Annotated in this window: 15 protein-coding genes; 9 read left to right on the top strand and 6 right to left on the bottom strand. The window is 63.7% G+C overall.

Annotation, left to right across the window (positions count from 1 at the left end; all coding sequences use genetic code 11):
- Window positions 1–70: 70 nt before the first annotated feature.
- A complete protein-coding gene (locus tag DNK59_RS17335) occupies window positions 71–2,248 on the bottom strand; it encodes a malate synthase G (protein WP_110724020.1) in 2,178 nt (725 codons plus the stop codon).
- Between the two features lie 555 nt (window positions 2,249–2,803).
- Between DNK59_RS17335 and DNK59_RS17330 the strand changes: the two genes are divergently transcribed.
- On the top strand, window positions 2,804–3,322 hold the full coding sequence (locus DNK59_RS17330) for a glycine cleavage system protein R (RefSeq protein ID WP_092309169.1): 519 nt from the start codon (window positions 2,804–2,806) through the stop codon (window positions 3,320–3,322).
- 225 nt (window positions 3,323–3,547) lie between these two features.
- On the opposite strand, the gene rarD is transcribed toward DNK59_RS17330, so the two are convergent.
- The 5 genes from rarD to DNK59_RS17305 form a co-directional block, all read right to left on the bottom strand.
- Window positions 3,548–4,435, bottom strand: coding sequence for an EamA family transporter RarD (gene rarD, locus DNK59_RS17325; RefSeq protein ID WP_110724019.1), 888 nt, complete (start codon window positions 4,433–4,435; stop codon window positions 3,548–3,550).
- A gap of 250 nt (window positions 4,436–4,685) precedes the next feature.
- Window positions 4,686–5,660, bottom strand: coding sequence for a serine/threonine protein kinase (locus DNK59_RS17320; protein ID WP_110724018.1), 975 nt, complete (start codon window positions 5,658–5,660; stop codon window positions 4,686–4,688).
- Between the two features lie 141 nt (window positions 5,661–5,801).
- The gene (locus DNK59_RS17315; protein ID WP_110724017.1) at window positions 5,802–7,706 is read right to left on the bottom strand and encodes a PhoX family phosphatase; all 1,905 of its coding nucleotides are present in this window, start codon (window positions 7,704–7,706) and stop codon (window positions 5,802–5,804) included.
- 83 nt (window positions 7,707–7,789) lie between these two features.
- On the bottom strand, window positions 7,790–8,554 hold the full coding sequence (locus tag DNK59_RS17310) for a TOBE domain-containing protein (RefSeq protein ID WP_110724016.1): 765 nt from the start codon (window positions 8,552–8,554) through the stop codon (window positions 7,790–7,792).
- Between the two features lie 64 nt (window positions 8,555–8,618).
- Window positions 8,619–9,359, bottom strand: coding sequence for a ComF family protein (locus DNK59_RS17305; protein ID WP_110724015.1), 741 nt, complete (start codon window positions 9,357–9,359; stop codon window positions 8,619–8,621).
- Between the two features lie 91 nt (window positions 9,360–9,450).
- On the opposite strand from DNK59_RS17305, the gene bioB reads away from it, so the two are divergent.
- The 8 genes from bioB (at window position 9,451) to DNK59_RS17265 (ending at window position 18,045) form a co-directional block, all read left to right on the top strand.
- Complete coding sequence (gene bioB, locus DNK59_RS17300) at window positions 9,451–10,506, top strand: biotin synthase BioB (protein WP_060844800.1); 1,056 nt, start codon at window positions 9,451–9,453, stop codon at window positions 10,504–10,506.
- Window positions 10,507–10,638: 132 nt separating this feature from the next.
- A complete protein-coding gene (gene bioF, locus DNK59_RS17295) occupies window positions 10,639–11,817 on the top strand; it encodes an 8-amino-7-oxononanoate synthase (RefSeq protein WP_110724014.1) in 1,179 nt (392 codons plus the stop codon).
- Window positions 11,810–12,541: an alpha/beta fold hydrolase gene (locus DNK59_RS17290; RefSeq protein WP_110724013.1), complete on the top strand. Its 732-nt coding sequence runs from the start codon at window positions 11,810–11,812 to the stop codon at window positions 12,539–12,541. Before bioF ends, DNK59_RS17290 begins: the two co-directional genes overlap by 8 nt.
- A complete protein-coding gene (bioC, locus tag DNK59_RS17285; protein ID WP_110724012.1) occupies window positions 12,534–13,346 on the top strand; it encodes a malonyl-ACP O-methyltransferase BioC in 813 nt (270 codons plus the stop codon). Before DNK59_RS17290 ends, bioC begins: the two co-directional genes overlap by 8 nt.
- Window positions 13,343–14,023, top strand: coding sequence for a dethiobiotin synthase (gene bioD / locus DNK59_RS17280; RefSeq protein ID WP_110724011.1), 681 nt, complete (start codon window positions 13,343–13,345; stop codon window positions 14,021–14,023). Before bioC ends, bioD begins: the two co-directional genes overlap by 4 nt.
- A gap of 107 nt (window positions 14,024–14,130) precedes the next feature.
- A complete protein-coding gene (locus DNK59_RS17275) occupies window positions 14,131–14,427 on the top strand; it encodes a hypothetical protein (protein ID WP_060841403.1) in 297 nt (98 codons plus the stop codon).
- A 299-nt stretch (window positions 14,428–14,726) separates the two neighbouring features.
- Window positions 14,727–16,532, top strand: coding sequence for a phenylacyl-CoA dehydrogenase (locus DNK59_RS17270; protein WP_092309205.1), 1,806 nt, complete (start codon window positions 14,727–14,729; stop codon window positions 16,530–16,532).
- A gap of 220 nt (window positions 16,533–16,752) precedes the next feature.
- Window positions 16,753–18,045 (top strand): GGDEF domain-containing protein, encoded by a 1,293-nt coding sequence (locus DNK59_RS17265; RefSeq protein WP_060841401.1) that lies wholly within the window; start codon window positions 16,753–16,755, stop codon window positions 18,043–18,045.
- Window positions 18,046–18,073 lie beyond the last annotated feature (28 nt).

Raw genomic sequence — 18,073 nt, 5'->3', positions numbered from 1 at the left:
TTCGACACTGGCAATAAAAAAGCCCCGGTCCACAGGACCGGGGCTTTTTCATGGGTGTTGCCAGGCGTTGTTACAGGCCGTTCTTGGCCTTGAACTCGCGACGGCGACGGTGCAGGACCGGCTCGGTGTAGCCGTTGGGCTGCTGGGTGCCTTCGATCACCAGTTCCAGGGCTGCCTGGAAGGCGATGTTGCTGTCGAAGTCCGGCGCCAGCGGGCGGTACAGCGGGTCGCCGGCGTTCTGCCGGTCAACCACCGGGGCCATGCGCTTGAGGCTTTCCAGCACCTGCTCCTGGGTCACCACGCCGTGGCGCAGCCAGTTGGCGATGTGCTGGCTGGAGATGCGCAGGGTGGCGCGGTCTTCCATCAGGCCGACGTCGTTGATGTCCGGCACCTTGGAGCAGCCCACGCCCTGGTCGATCCAGCGCACCACGTAGCCGAGAATGCCCTGGGCGTTGTTGTCCAGTTCGTTCTTGATCTGCTCGGCCGACCAGTTGGTATCGCTGGCCAGGGGGATGGTCAGGATGTCGTCCACCGAAGCGCGAGGGCGCTTGGCCAGTTCGGCCTGACGGGCGAACACGTCGACCTTGTGGTAGTGCAGCACGTGCAGGGCAGCGGCGGTTGGCGACGGCACCCAGGCGGTATTGGCACCGGCCAGCGGGGGGGCGGTTTTCTGTTCGAGCATGGCGGCCATCAGGTCCGGCATGGCCCACATGCCCTTGCCGATCTGTGCGCGGCCTTGCAGGCCGGTGGACAGGCCGATGTCGACGTTCCAGTTCTCGTAGGCGCCGATCCATTTCTCGGCCTTCATGTCGGCCTTGCGCACCATGGCGCCGGCTTCCATGGAGGTGTGGATCTCGTCGCCGGTGCGGTCGAGGAAGCCGGTGTTGATGAACACCACGCGCTCGCTGGCGGCCTTGATGCAGGCCTTGAGGTTGACCGTGGTGCGGCGCTCCTCGTCCATGATCCCGACTTTCAGAGTGTTGCGCGGCAGGCTCAGCACGTCTTCGATGCGACCGAACAGTTCGTTGGTGAACGCGGCTTCTTCAGGGCCGTGCATCTTCGGCTTGACGATGTACACCGAGCCGGTGCGGCTGTTCTTGCGCGAGGTGTTGCCGTTGAGGTTGTGGATCGCCGCGAGGCTGGTGACCAGGCCGTCGAGGATGCCTTCCGGCACTTCGTTGCCGTGCTTGTCGAGGATCGCGTCGATGGTCATCAGGTGACCGACGTTGCGCACGAACAGCAGCGAACGGCCGTGCAGCTTCACCGGCTCGCCGTTGACGCCGGTGTATTCGCGGTCGGCGTTCATGGTGCGGGTGAAGGACTTGCCGCCCTTGGCGACTTCTTCCGCCAGGTCGCCTTTCATCAGGCCAAGCCAGTTGCGGTAGATCACCACCTTGTCATCGGCATCGACGGCGGCGACCGAGTCTTCGCAGTCCATGATGGTGGTCAGGGCCGCTTCCATCAGCAGGTCCTTGACCCCGGCGGCATCGGTCTGGCCGACCGGGCTTGCGGCGTCGATCTGGATCTCGAAGTGCAGGCCGTTGTGCTTGAGCAGGATCGCGGTAGGGGCTGCGGCATCGCCCTGGTAGCCGATCAGTTGCGCATCGTCGCGCAGGCCGCTGTTGCTACCGCCCTTGAGGCCCACCACCAGCTTGCCGCCGACGATCTTGTAGCTCAGCGAATCCACGTGGGAGCCGGCGGTCAGCGGCGCCGACTCATCGAGGAAGGCACGGGCGAAGGCAATGACCTTGTCGCCGCGAACCTTGTTGTAGCCTTTGCCCTTTTCCGCGCCATCGGCTTCGCTGATGGCGTCGGTGCCGTACAGCGCGTCGTACAGCGAGCCCCAGCGGGCGTTGGAGGCGTTGAGGGCGAAGCGCGCATTCATCACCGGCACCACCAGCTGCGGGCCGGCCATGTGGGCGATTTCTTCATCGACGTTTTGCGTCGTGGCCTGGAAATCCGCCGCTTCTGGCAGCAGGTAACCGATGTCTTGCAGGAAGGCTTTGTAGGCCACGGCATCGTGGGCCTGGCCGGCACGGGACTGGTGCCAGGCATCGATCCGCGCCTGGAAATCGTCGCGTTTGGCGAGTAGGGCTTTGTTCTTCGGTGCCAGGTCGTGAATGACCTTGTCGGCACCGGCCCAGAACGCGTCGGCGGTGAGGCCGGTACCGGGAATGGCTTCGTTGTTCACGAAGTCGAACAGGACTCTGGCGACCTGCAGGCCACCGACTTGAACGTGTTCAGTCATTGCTTGCCTCACTCTGCTCAGCTATTTCGCTTTTCAGCTCTTCAAATTAACAATGAAGCCGGCGGCCATTTAAAGCACAACCCTGTTCACCAGTACATGCCATTGCGGGCGGCTGGGTGCTTCCAATCAACGGCAGAGCCTTGCTGATGGGGGGTTGCAGGGGTTGCAGTCAGGCCTTGGCGGACATCGTTCCAACGTTATGTAGTGCGCGCTGCGGCATACTACATGATGAATTGCGGTTGTGAAAATTAGACTAAATTCGTCGTTCCGCGACTTAAGAATGCAGTGCGGTCACGCTGGGGGATGCGGTGTTCTCAAAAAGCCGGTGGATTGTTCCATATAAATACAAAAAGTTGTACACGATTTGTGTTTTGCCCTGCGCTGCCCTCGTAGGAGTCGGCTTGCCGGCGAATGGGCCTTCGGGATTTGCGTCGGCCTCGCGGGCGCATTCGCTGGCAAGCCGGCGCCTACGCAAGCTGCTGTGATATGGGCTGGAAGGCGCGGGGATTGAGGCTGCCTATAATTGCTCTTTCATCATGAAAAGAGGGCTGCGCCATGGACCATCTCGTTCTCACGGTATTCGCCCCGGACAAGGCCGGACAGGTCGAGCGGATCGCCCAGTGCATCGCCGAACATGGGGGCAACTGGCTGGAAAGCCGCCTGTCGCGCATGGCCGGGCAGTTTGCCGGCATCCTGCGGGTCGGAGTCCCGGCCGAGGCCTACGATGAGCTGGTGGATGCCTTGCAGGGGCTGTCGGCCCAGGGCATTCGGGTGTTGATCGCCGAAAGTGGCATCGAACAGTCCTGCACCTGGAAACCCATCGCCATGGAGCTGGTGGGCAACGATCGCCCGGGGATCGTTCGCGACATCACGCGCTTGCTGGCGGAACAGGGGGTCAATCTCGAACGGCTGGTGACCGAGGTGCGCCCGGCGCCCATGAGCAGCGAGCCGCTGTTTCACGCGGAGGCAGTTCTGGCGGTGCCTCTGACCTTGTCTCTGGATGTATTGCAGTCGCGCCTGGAAACCCTGGCTGACGACCTGATGGTGGAGTTGGTGCTACGCAGCGAGGTCTGAACCCCGTCCCGCGGGTTATCCCAGTAATCCGTGCATGCGCCTGTGGATAACCTGTAGAGACCCGGCGCCAGCCCAACAGCGCCGCGGCTTAGCGTGCTCTGATCAAAAAACCAGCAGTTTCAAGGGCTTGTGCACAAAGGGCGGGGATCAGGTTGTGGATAACCTTGGGAAGAACCGCTGCAGGCCACGACTGGCATGGCCTGCAGGATGTTGGGCGTTTTTTGATCAGCGGCGGCCGCGCAGGCTCAGCCAGGCATCGACGCTGTACACCGCCAGTCCCGCCCAGATGAACATGAAGGCCAGCAGGGTGCTGGAGGACAGGTGTTCGTCAAACAGCAGCACCGCTTGCAGCAGCACCAGGGTCGGCGCCAGATACTGCAGGAAGCCCAGGGTGGTGTAGGGCAGGTCGCGGGCGGCGGCGTTGAAGCACACCAGGGGAATCAGCGTGACCGGGCCGGCGGCCACCAGCCACCAGGCTTGGGAGCTGCTCCAGAATTCGGCATGGGCGCTGCTGGCATCGGGGTTTAGCAGGAGCCAGCCCAGGGCGATGGGCACCAGCATCCAGGTTTCCACCACCAGCCCGGGCAGGGCCTTGACCGGCGCCTGCTTGCGGATCAGCCCATAGAAACCGAAGCTCAGGGCCAGGATCAGCGACACCCAGGGCAGGCTGCCCACTTGCCACACTTGCTGGGCCACGCCGACTGCCGCCAGGATCACCGCCAGCCACTGCAGGCGCCGCAGGCGTTCGCCCAGGATCAGCATGCCCAGCAGCACATTGACCAGGGGGTTGATGTAGTAGCCCAGGCTGGCTTCAAGCATGCGGCCGTTGTTCACCGACCAGACATAGGTCAGCCAGTTGGCGGCGATCAGTGTGCCGCTCAGGGCCAGGATCGCCAGACGCCTGGGGTTGTCGCGCAGCTCGCGCCACCAGCCGGGATGCTTCCACACCATCAGCAACAGAGCGCCGAACAGCGCCGACCAGAGCACCCGGTGAATGATGATTTCCACGGCGGGAACGCTGGCGATGGCTTTGAAATAGAGCGGAAACAGACCCCAGATGATGTAGGCGGTCAGGCCCAGGATGTACCCGCGACGCGGGTTGGCGGCTTGCATGCAGAGTCCTTGCTTAGGCAGCTAACAAAGCCGCGATTGTAAGGAGAATTGTCAGGACATGTCCTGACTTTTGCATCGCTCGTTTCTGTGGGGGAGGGCTTGTGGGCAATGGCGAACTTACGGGCCTCTTCGCTGGCGAGCCAGCTCCTACGGTTGGCGTTGTATCGAGGTGGACTCTTGTAGGAGCCGGCTTGCCGGCGAAGGCGACCTCATCGGCCTCTTTGCTGGCAAGCCAGCTCCTACAGGCCGGTCAGAACAGTTTGAGGGGCTCTTCGTCGAGCGCCGCCAGCTGTTCGCGCAGGGCCAGGACCTGTTCGCCCCAGTAACGCTCGCTGCCGAACCAGGGAAAGCTGTGGGGGAACGCCGGGTCGTCCCAGCGCCGCGCCAGCCAGGCGCTGTAGTGCATCAGGCGCAGGGCCCGCAGCGGTTCGATCAGGGCCAGCTCCCGTGGGTCGAAATCGTGGAACTCGCTGTAGCCATCCATCAGTTCCGAGAGCTGGCCGAGGCAGTCCTGGCGATTGCCGGCGAGCATCATCCACAGGTCCTGCACGGCAGGCCCCATGCGGCAGTCGTCCAGGTCGACGATATGGAACATCTCGTCGCGGCACATCATGTTGCCCGGGTGGCAATCGCCGTGCAGGCGGATGGTCTGGTGCGGGGTGGCCTGGTACACCTCTTCCACTCGCTTGAGCAGATCCCGGGCCACGGACTCGTAGGCCGGCAGCAGGCTCTTGGGAATGAAGCCGCCTTGCAGCAGTGTGGTCAGGGAGTCGTGGCCGAAGTTCTGCACCCCCAGGGCTTCGCGGTGCTCGAAGGGGCGGGTCGCGCCTACGGCGTGCAGGCGCCCGAGCAACTGGCCGAGGCGATAGAGCTGGTCCAGGTTGCCCGGTTCCGGGGCCCTGCCGCCGCGGCGGGGAAACAGGGCGAAGCGAAAGCCCGCGTGCTCGAACAGGCTGGCCCCGTCGTGGATGATCGGCGCCACCACCGGCACCTCGCACTCGGCCAGTTCGAAGGTGAAGCGGTGCTCTTCGAGAATGGCTTCATTGGTCCAGCGCTGGGGCCGGTAGAACTTGGCGATCAGTGGCTCGCTTTCGTCGATACCCACCTGATAGACGCGGTTTTCGTAGCTGTTGAGCGCCAACACGCGGGCGTCGCTGAGAAAGCCGATGCTTTCAACGGCGTCCAGGACCAGGTCGGGGGTCAGTGTTTCAAACGGGTGGGACATGCTTACTCCTGCTCGCAGCAGGCTGCCGCGTCCGGCCAGGCATGGTAACGCAGACGGGGAGCCAGTGGGGGAGGGTTTGCCGGTGGTTCGCCGGCGAGCCGGCTCCTACGAAGGGAGGAGCCGGTGGGCACAGCGCGAGGATCAGGCGCCGATGATGCCGCCGTCTTCCCGGGTGATGGCCATTACCGAGGAGCGTGGCTTGCCGTTGGGCAGGTGCTCGGGGAAGGTCGAGCCGCCGTTTTCTCCAGGGTGCTGGATACCGACGAACAGGGTCCTCTGGTCCGGGGCGAAGGCGATCCCGGTGACCTCGCAACCCACGGGCCCCACCATGAAACGGCGGATTTCGCCGCTCTGAGGGTCGGCGCAGAGCATCTGGTTGTTGCCCATGCCGGCGAAATCGCCGCTGTTGCTGTAGTCGCCGTCGGTGAGGATCCACAGGCGTCCAGCCTGGTCGAAGCCCAGGCCGTCGGGGCTGTTGAACATGTTCTCTGGGGTGATGTTGGACGAGCCGCCTTTGGGCTGACCTGCATGTACGCCGGGGTTGCCGGCGACCACGAACAGGTCCCAGGTGAAACTCAGGGCGCCGTGATCGTCGTTGCCGGTGCGCCAGCGCAGGATCTGCCCGTAGACGTTCTTCTCCCGCGGGTTGGGCCCGCCAACCGGTTGGCCGTCTTCGCCACGTTTGACGTTGTTGGTCAGGGTGCAATAGACCTGGCCGTCCTTGGGGCTGACCACAATCCATTCCGGGCGGTCCATGCGGGTGGCCTGGACCACGCTGGCGGCCAGGCGTGCCTGGATCAGCACCTGGGCCTGGTCGGCGAAGCCGCTGCTGGCGTCGATGCCGTTCTTGCCGTGGGTCAACTCGATCCACTGGCCCTGGCCCTTGGGCCGGTCCGGATTGCCGTCACCGGCATCGAAGCGCGCCACGTACAAGGTGCCGTGGTCCAGCAGGTCGCGGTTGGCCTTGGGGTTGCGGTGGTTGATCTGGTCGCGGCTGATGAACTTGTAGATGAATTCGCCGCGCTCGTCGTCGCCCATGTAGACCACGGCGCGGCCGTCGCGGGTTTGCGCCAGGGCGGCGTTTTCATGCTTGAAGCGGCCCAGGGCGGAGCGCTTGACCGGGGTCGATTGCGGATCGAAGGGGTCGATCTCCACTACCCAGCCGTGGCGGTTGAGTTCGTTGGGATTCTTCGCCAGGTCGAAGCGCGGGTCGTGCAGGTGCCAGTTGATCTCCTTGCTGGCCACCACGGCGCCATAGCGTTTCTGCGCAGCGTCGAACTTCTGCTCGGCATTGCTGCTGCCGAAACAGTCGGTGAAGTTTTCTTCGCAGGTCAGGTAGGTGCCCCAGGGCGTCTTGCCGTTGGCGCAGTTCTGGAAGGTGCCGAGGACTTTCTTGCCCTTGGGGTCGGCCGCGGTCTTGAGCAGGTCGTGGCCGGCGGCGGGACCGCTGAGGCGGATCGGTGTGTTGCCGTGGATGCGCCGGTTGTAGCGCGAGCCCTGGACGAACTGCCATTGGCCGTTCTTGTGCTGCACCTCGATGACCGACACGCCTTCACTGGCCTGGGCCTTGCGCACGTCTTCGGCGGACTGCGGCAGGCCGCCGTGGGGGTAGAGGTAGCGGTAGTTGGTGTACTCGTTGTTGATCGCCATCAGCGCCCGGTGCTTGTCGTCCGGGAAGGCGAACAGGCTCATGCCGTCGTTGTTGTCGCCGAACTGCACTTCCTGGGCCTGGGCGGTGCCGTTGCCGCTGGGGTCGAAGGCCGGTCCGTTCTTGGCCAGCGGCTGGCCCCAGCTGATCAGCACCGAGGACTTGTAGCCCGGTGGCAGGGTGATGCTGTCGCTGGTGGCGGCCGCAATGCCGGTAAAGCCCAGCAGCTGGCTGTTGCCGGCGCTGACACCGGCGGCCAGGGCGCTGCGGCCGAGCAGTCCGCCACCGAGAAACAGTGCGGCGCCGCACAGGGCTCCGGCACCGATGAAACCGCGGCGGCTGAGGCCGACCATCTGTTCCAGGTCGGTGGGTTGGTCTTCTTCCAATAGCAGGCTCATATCAGGCTCCCTGAAGGTTTTTGCAGCCACCTTAGTGAGCCTCCATGACGAACAGATTGCAGTCGCAAGTCGCCGGGGCCGGCTTAGAGCGGGGTGCCGAGCAGGACCTGGGCGGGGGAGAAGTGCACCTGGACGGCCTGGTTTTCTCCAAGCGCGAGGTCTTTGAGCCGGCAGGGCTCGGCCAGGGCGCAGAGGGTCTGGCCATTGGGCAGGACCACTCTGACTTCCCAGGGGCCAGCTTCGGCTTGGAGAATCTGCTCGATGGTGCCGTTCAGGCAATTGTGTCCAGTTGTTGCCGGGGTGCCGATGGGGTGCAGCTCCAGCCAGCCGGCCTTGATCAGCGCCACCACTTCGGTGCCGGCGACCAGCTCCAGGCGCTGGGTGCTGTCGTGGGTGATTTGCGCCTTGAGAATCAGGCCCTCGGCCAGACTCAGGCTGATCAGGTCGTTGCAGCCCTGGGGGGCGATGGCCTGGACCTTGCCGTGCAGCTGGTTGCGGGCACTGGTGCGCAGCATCAGGCGTCCCAGCAGGTCGAGGTCGCTGGCCTCCTCTGCGGCCTCCAGGACCTGGGCTTGCAGGGCTTGCAGGCGTTGGTAGAGGCGCAGCACGCGCAGGCCTTCGGGCGTCAGCCTGGCACCGCCGCCGCCCTTGCCGCCAATGCTGCGCTCGACCAGCGGGCTGGCGGCCAGGTTGTTCAACTCGTCGATGGCGTCCCAGGCGGCCTTGTAGCTCAGGCCGGCGCTTTTCGCCGCGCGGGTGATGGAGCCCTGTTCGGCAATGTGCTGGAGCAAGGCGATGCGCTGCGGGCGGCGGACGATGTGCTGGGTCAACAGAGTGGGCAGGGACATGGCTGGTGGGCTTCGGGCACTGAAGGTGGACAGGGAGTTTGCGACTTGGGCAATCAGAGTCAAGTCAGTCGCGGTGTTCGGCCCCTGGGGTGCGGGCCAGGCAATAGACATCCACCTGTCGGGCGCCAGCGCCCATCAGCAACTGTGCCAGGGCCTGGGCGGTGGCCCCGGTGGTGAGGACGTCGTCCACCAGGGCCAGGTGCCGGCCGGCCACGCAGGCGTTGGCGGTGAGGGCGAACGCCTGGCTCAGGTTGCGTCGCCGGGCCTGGGCATTCAGGCCCTGCTGTGCCGGGGTGTCCTGGACGCGCCGCAGCAGGTCAGGCTCCACTGTCAGGTGCAGGGGCTGTCCCAGCCATCGGGCGAGCATGTCGGCCTGGTTGAACCCCCGCTGGCGCAGGCGGCGGCGGGACAGCGGCACCGGCAGCAGGCAGTCGGGCCGGGGCAGGCCCTCATCAAAGCGAAAGTTCAGGAACTGGGCGAAAAGTTCGGCCATCAAGCGGCCAAAAGGCCATTGCTCCTGATGCTTGAAGCGGCTGATCAGGCTGTCCAGCGGGAAGTCGTAGCGCCAGGGCACGATGACCCGTTGAAAGGCGCGAGGGTGTTGCAGGCACTGGCCACAGGTCAGGCCGACGGCGAGCAGGGGCAGGGCGCAAACCGAGCATTGGGCGCCGAGCCAGGGCAGCTCATCCTGGCAGGCGCTGCACAGGGCCAGGAGCGAATCGCTGGGTTCATCGCACAGCAAACAGTTTTGTTTGTTTTTTGACCAGATGTAAACCGGTCCTTTGTATTCGGGTTGACAGTGCATGGCGCTTCCTTAAATATGCCGGACATCCGTGTCGCGGCCGCGGACCGTCCCTGTCCAGCGCCGCTTGCCAAGCATAATCAAGGAATCGCCCATGAGCGCCAGCACCACCGCTACCCTGCGTCATGACTGGACTTTGGCTGAAGTCAAAGCCCTGTTCGTCCAGCCGTTCAATGACTTGCTGTTCCAGGCGCAGACGGTGCACCGCGCGCATTTCGATGCCAATCGGGTCCAGGTGTCCACGTTGCTGTCGATCAAGACCGGCGCCTGCCCGGAAGATTGCAAATATTGTCCACAGTCCGGCCACTACAACACCGGCCTGGAAAAGGAAAAGCTCCTGGAAGTGCAGAAGGTCCTGGAGGAAGCCGCCCGGGCCAAGGCCATTGGTTCCACGCGTTTCTGCATGGGCGCCGCCTGGAAGCACCCTTCGGCCAAGGACATGCCCTATGTGCTGGAAATGGTCAAAGGCGTGAAGGCCATGGGCCTGGAAACCTGCATGACCCTGGGGCGCCTGGATCAGGAGCAGACCGAAGCCCTGGCCAAGGCCGGCCTGGACTACTACAACCACAACCTCGATACCTCGCCGGAGTTCTACGGCAGCATCATCACCACCCGCACCTACAGTGAGCGCCTGCAGACCCTGGCCTATGTGCGCGACGCGGGGATGAAGATCTGCTCCGGCGGCATCCTCGGCATGGGCGAATCTCTCGACGACCGCGCCGGTCTGCTGATCCAGCTGGCCAACCTGCCGGAGCATCCGGAGTCGGTGCCGATCAACATGCTGGTGAAAGTGGCCGGTACCCCGCTGGAGAACGCCGAGGACGTGGATCCGTTCGACTTCATCCGCATGCTCGCGGTGGCGCGGATCCTCATGCCGCAATCCCATGTGCGCCTGTCCGCCGGTCGCGAGGCGATGAACGAGCAGATGCAGGCCCTGGCCTTCTTCGCCGGTGCCAACTCGATTTTCTATGGTGACAAGCTGCTGACCACCGCCAACCCCCAGGCCGACAAGGACATGCAACTGTTCGCCCGTCTGGGCATCCAGCCCGAAGCCCGGGAAGAGCATGCCGACGAAGTGCATCAGGCCGCTATCGAGCAGGCCCTGGTGGAGCAGAAAAACAGCGAGCAGTTCTACAACGCTGCCGTCTGACCCTGTGCCGTAGGAGCCGGCTTGCCGGCGAACCCCGTGAACCGCGTGAATCCGGTGGGCGGCGGGTTGTTCGCTTCGCGGGCAAGCCCGCTGCTACGGGTAATGTGTCTGTGAGCCAACATCGAGGCCTGCATGTCTTTTGATCTCGCCGCGCGCCTCGCTGCCCGCCGTGCCGAACATCTGTATCGCCAGCGTCCGCTGCTGGAAAGCCCCCAGGGGCCGCAAGTGGTGGTGGACGGCCAGCCGTTGCTGGCCTTCTGCAACAACGACTACCTGGGGTTGGCCAATCACCCGCAAGTGATCGAAGCCTGGCGCGACGCGGCCAGCCGCTGGGGCGTGGGCGGCGGTGCGTCCCATCTGGTGATTGGCCACAGCACGCCTCACCACGAGTTGGAAGAAGCCCTGGCGGACCTCACGGGGCGCCCCCGGGCGTTGCTGTTCAGCACGGGCTACATGGCCAACCTCGGTGCGGTCACGGCCCTGGTCGGGCAGGGCGATACGGTGCTGGAGGATCGGCTCAACCATGCCTCCCTGCTGGATGCCGGGCTGCTTTCCGGAGCCCGCTTCAACCGCTATCTGCATAACGATGCCGCCAGCCTGGCCAAGCGCCTGGAAAAGGCCACCGGTAACACCCTGGTGGTCACCGACGGGGTGTTCAGCATGGACGGCGATGTGGCCGACCTGCCGGCCCTGGCCCGGGAAACCAAGGCCCGCGGTGCCTGGCTGATGGTAGATGATGCCCATGGCTTTGGTCCGCTGGGGGCCAACGGCGGCGGGCTGGTGGAGCACTTTGGCCTGGGGCTGGATGAAGTGCCGGTGCTGGTGGGCACCCTGGGCAAGGCGTTCGGCACCGCCGGGGCCTTTGTCGCTGGCAGCGAGGAGTTGATCGAAACGCTGGTCCAGTTCGCCCGGCCCTACATCTACACCACCAGCCAACCGCCGGCCCTGGCCTGCGCCACGCGCAAGAGCCTGGAGTTGCTGCGCAGCGAACACTGGCGGCGCGAGCACCTGGCCAATCTGATCCGTCAGTTCCGGCTGGGCGCCGAGCAGATTGGCCTGGAGCTGATGGACAGCTTTACCCCGATCCAGCCGATCATGGTGGGCGACAGTGCCCGGGCCGTGGCGTTGTCACGGATGCTCCGTTTGCGGGGAATTATGGTCAGTGCCATCCGGCCGCCGACCGTGCCGGCCGGCAGTGCGCGGCTGCGGGTGACGTTGTCCGCCGCCCACAGCGAGGCGCAGGTCCAGCTATTGTTAAGCGCGTTGGCGGATTGTTTCAGTGAACTGCAAACGAGGCCGAGCCATGCGTGATCGACTGATTCTGTTGCCGGGCTGGGGGCTGGGCGTGTCGCCCCTGGAACCCTTGGCTGCCGCGTTGCAGGGGCTGGATGAACACTTGCGAGTGGAGATCGAACCCCTGCCGGAGCTGACCTCCAGCGATCCGCAGGCATGGCTGGACGAGCTCGACGACGCGCTGCCGGAGGACGCCTGGCTGGGGGGCTGGTCCCTGGGCGGCATGCTCGCCACGGAGCTGGCGGCCCGACGCGGCGAGCGCTGCTGCGGCTTGTTGACCCTGGCCAGCAACCCCAGTTTCGTTGCTCACGAGCAATGGTCCAGTGCCATGTCCGGTGAGGTCTTTGATGGCTTCCTGGCCGGTTGCGCCGCTGATCCGCGCACCACCCTCAAGCGCTTTTCCCTGCTGTGTGCCCAGGGCGCGGTCGATCCCCGCGGCTTGTCGCGGATGCTGCTGGGCGGCGCGCCGACGACGCCAGGGCCGGTGCTGATGGCGGGCCTGGAGTTGCTGGCGCAGTTGGATACGCGCGAAGCCTTGCTGGGGTTTCGCGGCCCGCAGTTGCACCTGTTCGCCGGGCTGGATGCCTTGGTGCCCGCCGAGGCGGCCGCCGAGTTGCTGGCCTTGTTGCCGGATATAGAAGTTGGCCTGATCGAGCAGGCCAGCCACGGTTTTCTTCTGGAAGATCCCCACGGAGTGGCGGGGGCGATCCAGGCTTTCTTGCATGAGTCCGGTGATGACTGATCTGTCTGTTGCTGTCTTGCCCGCCGGCCTGCCTGACAAGCGTCAGGTGGCGGCGTCCTTTTCCCGCGCGGCGGCCAGTTACGACAGTGTTGCCGAGTTGCAGCGAGCGGTCGGCCAGCAGTTGTTGAGTCGCTTGCCTGAACGGCATGCACCGACGCGTTGGTTGGATTTGGGCTGCGGCACCGGGCATTTCAGTCGTGTGCTGGGGCAACGCTATGCGGGCAGTCAGGGGCTGGCCCTGGACATTGCCGAGGGCATGCTCAAGCATGCGCGGCCTCTGGGCGGTGCCGAGCACTTCATCGCCGGTGACGCCGAGCGCCTGCCCTTGCAGAACGGCAGTTGCGGGCTGATTTTTTCCAGCCTGGCGGTGCAGTGGTGTGCGGATTTTTCGGCGGTGCTCAGCGAGGCTCGGCGGGTGCTGCAACCGGGGGGCGTGCTGGCCTTTGCCAGCTTGTGTGTCGGCACCTTGCACGAGTTGCGCGAGAGCTGGGGGCGGGTCGACGGGCAGGTGCACGTCAATCGATTCCGTGAGTTCGAACGCTATCGTCAGTTGTGTGAGGCCAGCGGCCTGCAGGTGCGCAGCCTGGAGCAGAGCCCCCATGTGCTGCATTACCCGGATGTGCGCAGCCTGACCCACGAGTTGAAGGCCTTGGGCGCGCACAATCTGAACCCTGGTCGCCCCGGCGGCCTCACGGGGCGGGCGCGAGTCGCCGGGCTGATCGAGGCTTATGAAGGCTTTCGTCAGCCCGGGGGGCTGCCGGCGACTTATCAGGTGGTCTACGCCGTGTTGGAGAAACCGCTATGAGTGCTGCCTATTTCATTACCGGAACCGACACCGATGTGGGCAAGACCACCATCGCTGCCGGGTTGCTGCATGCGGCGCGTCTGGCCGGGTTGAGCACGGCGGCGGGCAAGCCGGTGGCTTCCGGTTGCGACTTGGGTCCCAAGGGCCTGCGCAATGCCGATGCCCTGGCGCTGCTGGCCCAGTCGTCGTTGCCACTGAGCTATGAAGAGGTCAATCCGTTCGCCTTCGAGCCGGCCATCGCGCCCCATCTGGCGGCGCGGGAGGCCGGCGTGGCGTTGACGGTGCAATCGCTGCTGATGCCGATGCGCGAGCTGCTGGCCAAGGGCGCGGACTTCACCCTGATTGAAGGGGCCGGGGGCTGGCGGGTGCCCCTGGCCGATCAGGACAATTTGTCGGACCTGGCCATGGCCCTGGGGTTGCCGGTGATTCTGGTGGTGGGCGTGCGCCTGGGTTGCATCAATCACGCATTGCTGAGCGCCGAGGCGATTGCCCAGGACGGTCTGCAGCTGGCGGGCTGGGTGGCCAATATCATCGAGCCGAAGACCTCTCGTCTGGAAGAGAACCTGGCGACTTTGGCTGAACGCTTGCCCGCGCCGTGCCTTGGCAGAGTGCCGCGACTCAAGCCGGCCACTGCCGAGGCGGTGGCCGAGCACCTGCAACTGGATCTGCTGGACTAGATTTTGCCTATGAACAGGCATATTGCTATTAGTGTTTTTGACGGGTGTTTTCTTGACGCGTCTGCTTCAATGACACCCGTCACTCATTTTCAAGGTCGAGTCCTTCCATGGAAATCTCCGGGAACAGCGCTTTCTACGCTGGCCTGAATGCCATTCAGGCCGGTCAGAATCGTGTCGATCAAGGTTCCAGCCAGATCGCCAGCAGCGCCGTTGAGCGCTCTTCCGACAGCCGGGCGTCTGCCGATCAGGTCAATCGCCTGAACGGCGTGGATCGCAGCCAGGAGTCGGACCTGGCCAGCAGCATGGTCGATATGTCCATGGGCAAGATCCAGGTGGAGCTGGGAGTCAAGGTTGCCAAGGCCTCTGATGAGGCACTCGGTACCCTGATCGATACCTACGCTTGATCACTTCTTACAAAAGCCCGTTTCCCTGAGGGGAGGCGGGTTTTTGCTCATGCCTTTCCTTCCTGTAGTTCCGCTTCTTCATTTCCTTGTGTAACTGATCGCCGGTGAACCGGCTCCTACACTTCATGGCAGAGCCGTGGGTATTGGCCTGCGCGTGCATTTTGTTTCGATGACGAAAGGCATCGGAGCGGCGCTTGACAAGATTTGGGCCTAAACGTATGTTTCAAACACCTGTTTGACCGCTATAAAAAATCAACGCGGTTGTTCATTCCCGGTTACATCAGCAGAGGTTTATCGCTATGCCTGACTACAAGGCCCCCTTGCGTGATATTCGCTTCGTTCGTGACGAACTGCTCGGCTATGAGGCGCACTATCAGAGCCTCCCGGCTTGCCAGGACGCCACTCCGGACATGGTTGACGCCATTCTTGAGGAAGGTGCCAAGTTTTGTGAGCAGGTGCTGGCTCCGCTGAACCGTGTGGGCGACCTGGAAGGTTGCACCTGGAGTGAATCCGGCGTTAAGACCCCGACCGGCTTCAAGGAAGCCTACAAGCAGTTCGTCGAAGGCGGCTGGCCAAGCCTGGCTCACGACGTCGCGCACGGTGGCCAGGGTCTGCCTGAGTCCCTGGGCCTGGCGGTGAGCGAAATGGTCGGCGAAGCCAACTGGTCGTGGGGCATGTACCCAGGCCTGTCCCATGGCGCGATGAACACCATTTCCGAGCACGGTACCCCTGAGCAGCAAGAGGCTTATCTGACCAAGCTGGTGTCGGGCGAATGGACCGGCACCATGTGCCTGACCGAGCCGCACTGCGGCACCGACCTGGGCATGCTGCGCACCAAGGCCGAGCCTCAGGCTGATGGTTCCTATAAGGTTACCGGCACCAAGATCTTCATCTCCGCCGGCGAACACGACATGGCCGACAACATCGTGCATATCGTTCTGGCTCGCCTGCCGGACGCACCGGCCGGCACCAAAGGCATTTCGCTGTTCATCGTGCCCAAGTTCCTGCCTAACGCCGATGGCAGTGTCGGCCAGCGCAACGCGGTCAGCTGCGGTTCCCTGGAACACAAGATGGGCATCCACGGCAACGCCACCTGCGTGATGAACTTCGACGCGGCCACCGGCTTCCTGATCGGCCCGGCGAACAAAGGCCTGAACTGCATGTTCACCTTCATGAACACCGCGCGTCTGGGCACCGCTCTGCAGGGCCTGGCCCACGCCGAGATCGGCTTCCAGGGTGGCCTGAAATACGCTCGCGACCGTCTGCAGATGCGCTCCCTGACGGGCCCGAAAGCGCCGGACAAGGCCGCTGACCCGATCATCGTGCACCCTGACGTGCGTCGCATGCTGTTGACCATGAAAGCCTTCGCCGAAGGCAACCGGGCGATGGTCTACTTCACCGCCAAGCAGGTGGACATCGTCAAGTACGGCGTGGATGAAGAAGAGAAGAAGAAAGCCGATGCGCTGTTGGCTTTCATGACTCCGATCGCCAAGGCGTTCATGACCGAAGTCGGTTTCGAAGCCGCCAACCACGGTGTGCAGATCTACGGTGGCCACGGCTTCATCGCCGAGTGGGGCATGGAGCAGAACGTTCGCGACAGCCGTATCTCGATGCTGTACGAAGGCACCACCGGTATCCAGGCTCTGGACCTGCTGGGCCGTAAAGTGCTGATGACTCAGGGCGAGGCGCTCAAGGGCTTCACCAAGATCGTCCACAAGTTCTGCCAGAACAACGAAGGCAACGAGGCCGTGAAGGAGTTCGTTGCACCGTTGGCCGCACTGAACAAGGAGTGGGGCGAGCTGACCATGAAAGTGGGCATGGCCGCGATGAAGGACCGTGAAGAAGTCGGTGCCGCTTCGGTGGACTACCTGATGTACTCCGGTTACGCCTGCCTGGCCTACTTCTGGGCCGACATGGCGCGCCTGGCGGCTGAAAAACTGGCAGCCGGTACGACCGAAGAGGCGTTCTACACCGCCAAGCTGCAGACGGCGCGCTTCTACTTCCAGCGCATCCTGCCGCGTACCCGCACTCACGTTGCCAGCATGCTGTCGGGTGCCAACAACCTGATGGACATGAAGGAAGAGGACTTCGGCCTGGCTTACTGAGCCTGACTGGACGCCTTTGCCAAGCCGCTCGCCCTTCGGGTCGAGCGGCTTTTTTGTGCCCGCAGAATCTTCATGAAAATTCCCGACTAAAACGCTAAGCAGAAGCGATTTCCTGCCGTTAAAGAGATGGCAATGTGATGCCTGTCACAGCAAGTGTGCTCAACTTCAGTAAGCGAAGGCACAATGCCATCTATTGATCAGCCGGGTCGGAGTTTTACCCTTGCCGCGTTCTTCCGCTGTACGTTTCAGTCACTTTCTACCGTCTTTACTGCTTTTGCTTGCGGGGCTGGCGGCCGCCTACGTCAAGGACCTCAACGTCTTCTTCACTTCGCTGTTCAACGTGCTGCCGACCTTGGTGCTGTTGCTCGGCGGAGCCTATTGCGCGGTGTATCGTCGCCAGCGCGAACTGTTCCTGATGGTCACGGTGTACATCGCCTATTTCCTCCTGGATACCCAGACCGACTTCTATCGGGATAACGGCCGGGTCCGCGAAGATGCGGCGGTGGTGTTCCATCTGTGCTGTCTGCTGCTGCCTTTGTTGTTTGGCTTGTTCGCCGCCTGGCAGGAGCGCACCCATCTGTTTCAGGACATGGTGGCGCGCTTTGCCGTGCTGCTGGCATTTGGCAGTGTGGCCCTGGGCCTGGAGCAGAGTTACCCGCAGGCCTTGCTGAACTGGCTGGCGGAGATTCGCTGGCCGGCCTTGCACGGCAGCTGGATGAGCCTGATCCAGTTGTCGTATCCGGTGTTCTTCGCCGCCTTCCTGTTGTTGGCGATCCAGTATTGGCGCAGCCCGCGACCACTGCATGCCGCACAGTTGGTGGGCCTGCTGGGGCTGTTCTGGATGCTGCCCAAGACCTTCATCCTGCCGTTCACCCTGAACATCATGTGCAGCCAGGTGATGCTGATGATCGCCGCGGCGGTGGCTCATGAGGCCTATCAGATGGCCTTTCGCGACGAGCTCACCGGCCTGCCGGGGCGCCGGGCCCTCAATGAGCGGATGCAGCGCCTGGGGCGCAACTATGTGCTGGCCATGACCGACGTCGACCATTTCAAGAAATTCAACGACACCCACGGCCACGACGTGGGCGACCAGGTGCTGCGTCTGGTGGCCAGCAAGCTGTCGAAGGTCACCGGCGGCGGGCGGGCCTATCGCTATGGCGGGGAAGAGTTCGCCGTGGTGTTCGCTGGCAAGACCCTGGATGAATGCATGCCGCACCTGGAGATGATTCGCGAGATCATCGCCACCTACAACATTCAGCTGCGCAACCAGGACAGCCGTCCCCAGGATGATCAACAGGGGCGCCAGCGCCGTGGCGCGGCGGGAGCATCCAGTGTTTCGGTGACCATCAGTATCGGTGTCGCCGAGCGGCTGATGGAGCATCGGACCCCCGAGGAAGTGCTCAAGGCCGCCGACCAGGCGCTCTATAGCGCCAAGGGCGCTGGCCGTAACTGCGTCATGGCATTCGGTCAGAACCGCCGTGGTGCGGTGCGCATGGATACCGCTGCGGGTTGATTGATGACGGTGCATTCAGCGACTGCAG

The organism is Pseudomonas sp. TKO26 (genome assembly GCF_003225665.1).
GTDB lineage: Bacteria > Pseudomonadota > Gammaproteobacteria > Pseudomonadales > Pseudomonadaceae > Aquipseudomonas > Aquipseudomonas saponiphila.
This window is presented reverse-complemented; position numbering and strand designations above follow the sequence as displayed.

Bases quoted from the DNA above. Each gene is read 5' to 3' on its own strand.
- DNK59_RS17330 (WP_092309169.1), top strand. From the start codon at position 2,804: ATGGACCATCTCGTTCTCACGGTATTCGCCCCGGACAAGGCCGGACAG.
- bioF (WP_110724014.1), top strand. From the start codon at position 10,639: ATGTCTTTTGATCTCGCCGCGCGCCTCGCTGCCCGCCGTGCCGAACAT.
- DNK59_RS17305 (WP_110724015.1), bottom strand. From the start codon at position 9,359: ATGCACTGTCAACCCGAATACAAAGGACCGGTTTACATCTGGTCAAAA.
- rarD (WP_110724019.1), bottom strand. From the start codon at position 4,435: ATGCAAGCCGCCAACCCGCGTCGCGGGTACATCCTGGGCCTGACCGCC.
- bioD (WP_110724011.1), top strand. From the start codon at position 13,343: ATGAGTGCTGCCTATTTCATTACCGGAACCGACACCGATGTGGGCAAG.
- DNK59_RS17270 (WP_092309205.1), top strand. From the start codon at position 14,727: ATGCCTGACTACAAGGCCCCCTTGCGTGATATTCGCTTCGTTCGTGAC.
- DNK59_RS17310 (WP_110724016.1), bottom strand. From the start codon at position 8,554: ATGTCCCTGCCCACTCTGTTGACCCAGCACATCGTCCGCCGCCCGCAG.
- DNK59_RS17320 (WP_110724018.1), bottom strand. From the start codon at position 5,660: ATGTCCCACCCGTTTGAAACACTGACCCCCGACCTGGTCCTGGACGCC.
- DNK59_RS17335 (WP_110724020.1), bottom strand. From the start codon at position 2,248: ATGACTGAACACGTTCAAGTCGGTGGCCTGCAGGTCGCCAGAGTCCTG.
- DNK59_RS17290 (WP_110724013.1), top strand. From the start codon at position 11,810: ATGCGTGATCGACTGATTCTGTTGCCGGGCTGGGGGCTGGGCGTGTCG.
- DNK59_RS17315 (WP_110724017.1), bottom strand. From the start codon at position 7,706: ATGAGCCTGCTATTGGAAGAAGACCAACCCACCGACCTGGAACAGATG.
- bioC (WP_110724012.1), top strand. From the start codon at position 12,534: ATGACTGATCTGTCTGTTGCTGTCTTGCCCGCCGGCCTGCCTGACAAG.
- bioB (WP_060844800.1), top strand. From the start codon at position 9,451: ATGAGCGCCAGCACCACCGCTACCCTGCGTCATGACTGGACTTTGGCT.
- DNK59_RS17275 (WP_060841403.1), top strand. From the start codon at position 14,131: ATGGAAATCTCCGGGAACAGCGCTTTCTACGCTGGCCTGAATGCCATT.